Raw genomic sequence first — 6,166 nt, forward strand, 5'->3', positions numbered from 1 at the left:
TATTTTAAACCTACTCCAGTCAAAGTGAAAGACGAAATAGCGATTAGGCTCAGGCCAATGCTCGTGGCAGTAGGGACCTTCTGTTCCTACTGTGACTTTAGAAAACATATACTCAAGTGTATCTACTAACGTGCTTTTGCCCATACGACGTGGTCTAGTGAGCAGATATTGTGCGTATGTAGAGGCCATCTCACATATAGGCTTAGTTTTATCAACATAGACCATGGTTTTATTAATCAGTGTAGCAAAAGACAAGCTTTCGCCTGTGGTTATAATACGCATTGCCATAGAATCCACCTCGATACTGATCAAAGAAAAAGACTTAACCTAGACTACTATAGGAGCACAGAAATCCATGAGCTTATCTACTTTCTACTAGTCTAATCATACACCATTCATTCAAGGAATATCTAAATCCTGCGAAATGATATATGGCGATCCTAAGAGATGACCAGGAGCACATACAATAAACACACCACTTGCCTATGCGCATAGTGCTCTTTAAAAATTAGTTTACCACTCTAGCGCTGGGATCATTGCTGCTAGTAGCCCACAGAAAGATGTGAATGTCAGATTACGCACATACTCAAGGGATTCCTTAAACGTCAAAGGTATCTTTCAAAGTGATCCTTAGATCACTCTAGTTGTCAATGACAAACTAATTTTTTAAGAGCACTTTGCTGCTAACGCTTGTGTGTTATAGCGATCATGTTACAAGATCGCCATAATAGGCATTGGCTATGAGTGTCATTTTTCATTGTCAGCACAGATCTTTAGCTGTAGAATGAGCAGAATTTACGAGCTGCATAGCTAGATTCTATGCTCTCTTACGTCTTGATGTGCTGCTAAAAGCGTTGGTAGAGCCTCTGAGCATACAAACACTAGCTGAACTACATTTGACGTACTTTCGTATTTTCATTTGTGGCAAGGAAGAGCAATGGCTAACAATTTTCCTATCTTAGTTGATCGTATTAACCGTGACGGAAAGAGCCTTCCTGGAGGTATTCTTAAGGTTGATGGTTTTATCAATCACCAACTCGACCCTCAGCTTTTGTATGCCATGTCTGAGGAGTTTATGCGTCGTTTTGACCCAAACTCCTACAATAAGATTCTCACTATCGAAGCAAGCGGCATTGCCCCTGCTGTAGTGCTTGGCTACCTTGCTCATAAGAACGTAGTTTTTGCCAAGAAGAAAAAGCCATCTACCATGGATAACACCTTAGTTACTGAGGTTTTCTCCTTCACAAAGAACACCACTTATCAAATCTGCTGCTCAGCTGAGTTCTTAACTAAAGATGACAAGGTGTTATTCATCGATGACTTCCTTGCTAATGGTAAGGCTGCAGCTGGTGTTCAAGACTTAATTGCCCAAGCTGGTGCCAAGCTTGTTGGCATGGGCTTTTTAATTGAAAAGTCCTTCCAAAACGGTGGTCAAATGCTCCGAGATCAAGGCATTCATGTGGAGTCCTTAGCCACTATCGCCTCCCTTGACGATTGCAAGATCACCTTTGCCTAGCCATAGCCGCCACTAGCAATCCGATCTCTTTCAATTCTTATGCTCAGCGCATCAAACTAACTACAATGCGCTGACTCCTCGCGCAACAGCCAACGCATGGCTGTTGCTACAAGCCAATGCTGGCAGATACTACAAGCCAGCTCATGGCTGTTGCCGCAAGCCATGCGCCGCTTATCTTTGATCCAATTGCTTCAACATTTAGCGCCCCACTCCATGCGCTGACGTGTTTTAGTATCTTTCAAGTACTTGCAAAGTCGTTATTTTCCAATCTCTTGGCAGTTTCAAGCTTGTGAACCTTGATAGCAGCCCGTTAATGCCTATCCACCCTGCAGCGCCGCAGCATCGATGTGTAGAGCTTATGCTGTTGCGTGCCACTCACCTGCAGTAGTCAGCTGGATGCCCAGTCAATGCACTGTTGGCTTAGCTCTATTGGCTTGCACGCTTGTCGTTGCCTATCTTTTGATTGGTTTGGGCAATATTTGGATCTTGTAGGCATGGTTAGTCATTGCTCATAAGAGTTGCACCTCGGTAGCTTTTTCTCAATACTGCCCTTGATCTCGTTTAGATTGGCTGCTGGATAACTACTGAGTGCTGATCTTGAGGAAAAGATCGGCATTTTCGGTGGTCGTGGTTCTATATTTGGCCGATAGCGCTGATGGGCTCTTTTGTGGCGGTAACGACCATTTGGTGGTTGATAGTTGGGAGTCACTTTTAAAATAGCTAGGCTTATCGTGGATGGGGTGGGTGGCAGTCGCTCTATTATCTTTTGCGGGTACTTTTTAGTGTTTTGTTGTCACAAATGACATCGTTTGATCGCGCTTTGTAAGAATAGCGTTCGTTTTTTTGTGATTAAGTGCTTACAGACAACTAAAAAGCGCGACGAAGCGTGTATTGTCATATACAATGGTATGGTTATTGTGGGGAGGTGCGCGTAACGCAACTTAAGCCTAGGTCTACCTTAGCTTGGCAGTACAACCATTGCTATATTTTATGGAGACTTAAAGCACTAACTTGTTACTTGCGGACGAGGCAGGTTTATGAGGATTGCTTTTATGTGTGGTTTTAGTTTTTTGCGAGCATCTTGTATTTATCAGGGGGCTGTCGACATAGACTAGCTATCTATGCGCGTACAGCATAATTAATTAGCATGACTGACATTAACAAGTTTAGATCGGTAGTTGCGCACAGACTTGCCGACGGCTCGGTTATTTATAAAGCGGCCCTTAAAGAGGGGCAATCCATCGGACAAGATGGCATGAATAACCTAACTACTTGTGCATTTAAGAGTGCCAACTCTCGTGACATTATTGCCACTGTGAGTGCTAGTGGCATTGAGCGCGGATCCGTGCTTGCAGAAGTACATGACAGCTTTGGTACGCTAACGCATTTAAGCTTACGCGCTGATGTGGCTATTAACGATCTTAATAGCTCTTTTGCCGCCTCTGAGCGGAGTAAGAATGCTGAGCAAGCTCTTGAACAATTGCATAGCATCAATCAAAACGACTCACTTAGTGATCCTTTTGGCGATGACTTTTTAAGCGATGAGCTTGATTCTGTTTCTTTAAATCATTCGGATGATTTATTACGTGGCTTCTCTGATGACAATGACTCAGCTTTAGAAGCCCCGCACTATTTCTTTGCCTCAAATAATCGCAAAAATAATGAGAACTTGTCAGTCTCTGAGCGCAAGGATAATGATCTACATTCTGCCACCTCTGATATAAACCCAACCCCACCTCAAATGCCAAAGACGGGCCGCAATGATGCCTATATGCGCAACGAGGATCACCTCGTCAACAGCGGCTATGACTTTGCTAGCGGTAGCTTTGATAATGCTGCTGCCTATGGTTATTTCTCTCAAAATGCTGCAGCCTATGGTCAGTCAGGTAGCAGTAATGATCTATCCTCATCAAACGCCTCCTCCTCGTCTTTAGAGGCCAAGCTTCACAGCGATGAGCAAGCTAAGCTTCACAGCTTAAGTGCATCTGAGTTTGAGCAATCAGAAGTTGCAGCCCATAGCCATATGCCTATGAGTGACTTAGATGCATCTACTCAGGATGATGCACGCATTGGTGATCACTCTCAGTTTAATGATGGCCACTCTCGTCCTGTTAGAGGCGAGCAGCAAAGCTTTGCTCATGGCTCTGATGAGAGTGCTATGTATGGTGCTCAGGGTGAGGCATCTAACTTTAATCATGAGGCAAACAACAGTGTTGGTCATGTCTCTGAGAACTACGCACGTTCTGAAGCTTCATTTAGCATTCATGACAATGATCAAGAGCTCTACTCTCAGCAATTAGAGTATGCCAAGGGCGAACAGCAGCTTGAGCATGGTAAAGCCCATAATTTAGCAGGATCATTCTTCAAGCCATCTAATGAGCACACCGCCGCAGAGCGTGAGCAAGCTGCTGCCGCACGTGCTGCCTCCTCTATTGCTGCACGTAATACCAAGTTCCCTGAGGTGTTAAACCCTGGTGAGCTGGATATGCCACAGCGTGTAATTCACTCAGCTGTAGTAAGCCCTGAAGCTCATGCGCTTCTGCAGCAAACTGATGCTAAATACTTAAAAAGCTTTAGACGTAAGCAAGCTCAGCGCAACGAGAGCAATCTGTCGCGTATGTCTGCCTTTGAAATTGCTACTGCTGGTGGTGGTCTGCCACGTTCAGAGCAGCGTGCTTTAGCTGAGGCAACTACTGCAACCTCCAAGATGATTGGCGTAGCAGATATGCCATTAATGCCAGGCAATAAAGGTCAGGTAGATACAGTTGCTGATCCAAATGGCAACTTCAAACCAGGTCTGCGTGGCGGTACTGCTTTTAGAGATTTCTCTACCCCAATCGATCGTTTTGGTGGTGAGTTTACTGCTGCAAATGCCACTGCCTGTGTTGAAATCAGCTCTGGCAGATCTACACGAGTCTCGTCCACTCGTGAGCATATGGGCCAACCCCACAATCAGCGCCCTCAAGATCCTGCTGTAGCTACTAATATTCAAGGCCGCTCTATTTATTCACAAAACCTCAACACGCTGTCCCCTGCAGCTGAGGTGGAAGTGAATACCACCATGACCGTCTCATCAGGACAAAATGTGTCTGTCGATGAGGCTCAGGCTTATTTAGAGCAAAGCCGTATTGAGTTTATGAAGGCTGCAGCTCAGCAAAAAGCTGCACGTGCTCGCCAAGCTCAAATTGATGCTGCCCAAGCTAACCGTGCACAAGGTCTTTCTGCCCTGTCGCACTTAAGCTTGCCAGATGTTAATACTCGTGTAGATAACTTACCGCAAAAAGTACCTGACATGCCGGTAAGTCATCAGGCAGTAAAAGTTGATAAACCATCAGCCCGCTATGCTTTTGCCAGCTCTGATTATGTCGCCATTACCAAAGAGCGTATTGACGAAAAAGACTTACTTGCCGATGAGCAGCAACCAGCTGAAGGCATTAGCGAGCCAATTTTATATGACAAGCGTGAGCTTAAGGCTCTGCACAATGGCGCTAATAAAGCCGCTGGTTCCTTTATTGGTACTCCAAAAGAGTTCTTAGAGGCACTTAAAAAGCAGCAAGACCCTCATCAAGGCGTCAACATCACTCATAAACATGCTCAAGAGCAAGAGGCTAAAGAAAAGCAAGCTCAAGCAGAGGCATCAGCTGCAGCCCAGAGCGAGTCAGCACACGTATCTAATGAGCAAGCTGCTCAGCAAGACAGTGTAGCTCTAGCTTCACAAGAGAAACTTAACTCAAGTGACTCTACCCAAAGTGCTAGTGCCGCTACTTCATCTACTGATGCAGCTAAAGCAACAGCAAAAGCTAACACTCAAGCTCAAGATAAAGAAGCAACAGCCCCAGCAACTAATGCTGCTAGTGATAGTGCTAAACAAGCTGAGCCTCAGACCTCAACTCCTGCTACACAAGAGCAAGAGAGCATCTTAGAGCATGGCAACGTTATCATTACCACTGCCTCACAGAGTACTAGCGTAAGTGATGTTGCTACTAAGAGTGAGGATAAGACATTAGCAAGTGGTAGCAGCCAAGCTAGCACCGTTAAGCCAAGCAACTCACCATTTGCTGACTTTACTACCGCTAATGGCTCCTCTTCTAATGATGTTTACGAGCTTAAGATCTTATCTCGTCGTGAGCGTGATGAAATTAGAGCCCGTGAAGCAGAGCAAAAGCGTCAGCGTATTGCTCAGGCCAATGCCACCGCTCAAGAGCTCTTTGGTGAGTTAAACAGCCTAGCTAAGGCTCAAGCCGATCTCATTACTAAGATCAATCAGGCCAAGCAAGATCTCGCCGAAGAAATTGAGTTAGCCCGCATCGAAGCTGAGCGTATCGAAGCAGAACGCAAGGCTGCTGAAGAAGCTGCACGTCTCGAAGCTGAGCGTAAGGCTGCTGAAGAAGCTGCACGTATCGAGGCTGAACGTAAGGCTGCTGAAGAGGCAGCTCGCATCGAAGCTGAGCGCAAGGCTGCTGAAGAAGCTGCCCGTCTTGAGGCTGAGCGTAAGGCTGCTGAAGAAGCTGCTCGTATCGAAGCTGAGCGCAAGGCTGCTGAAGAAGCAGCTCGTATCGAAGCTGAGCGTAAGGCTGCCGAAGAAGCTGCACGCATCGAAGCTGAGCGCAAGGCTGCTGAAGAAGCTGCCCGTATCGAAGCAGAACGTAA

At 45.8% G+C, this 6,166-nt stretch carries 3 protein-coding genes; 2 read left to right on the plus strand and 1 reads right to left on the minus strand.

Annotated elements, in window-relative coordinates; translation table 11 throughout:
• The coding region (locus RDO37_RS10310) for an AAA family ATPase (RefSeq protein ID WP_308499018.1) at positions 1-288 on the minus strand (288 nt) is incomplete at its 3' end.
• A gap of 649 nt (positions 289-937) precedes the next feature.
• On the opposite strand from RDO37_RS10310, the gene xpt reads away from it, so the two are divergent.
• Together xpt and RDO37_RS10320 are read left to right on the plus strand one after the other, a co-directional pair.
• Positions 938-1,516, plus strand: a complete 579-nt coding sequence (gene xpt, locus RDO37_RS10315; RefSeq protein ID WP_281709754.1) for a xanthine phosphoribosyltransferase — start codon at positions 938-940, stop codon at positions 1,514-1,516.
• Positions 1,517-2,663: 1,147 nt separating this feature from the next.
• On the plus strand, positions 2,664-6,166 hold a 3,503-nt coding region (locus RDO37_RS10320), incomplete at its 3' end, for a hypothetical protein (protein WP_308499019.1).

The sequence above is a fragment of the uncultured Anaerobiospirillum sp. genome (assembly GCF_902485895.1).
In the GTDB taxonomy this organism is placed as follows: Bacteria; Pseudomonadota; Gammaproteobacteria; order Enterobacterales; family Succinivibrionaceae; genus Anaerobiospirillum; species Anaerobiospirillum succiniciproducens.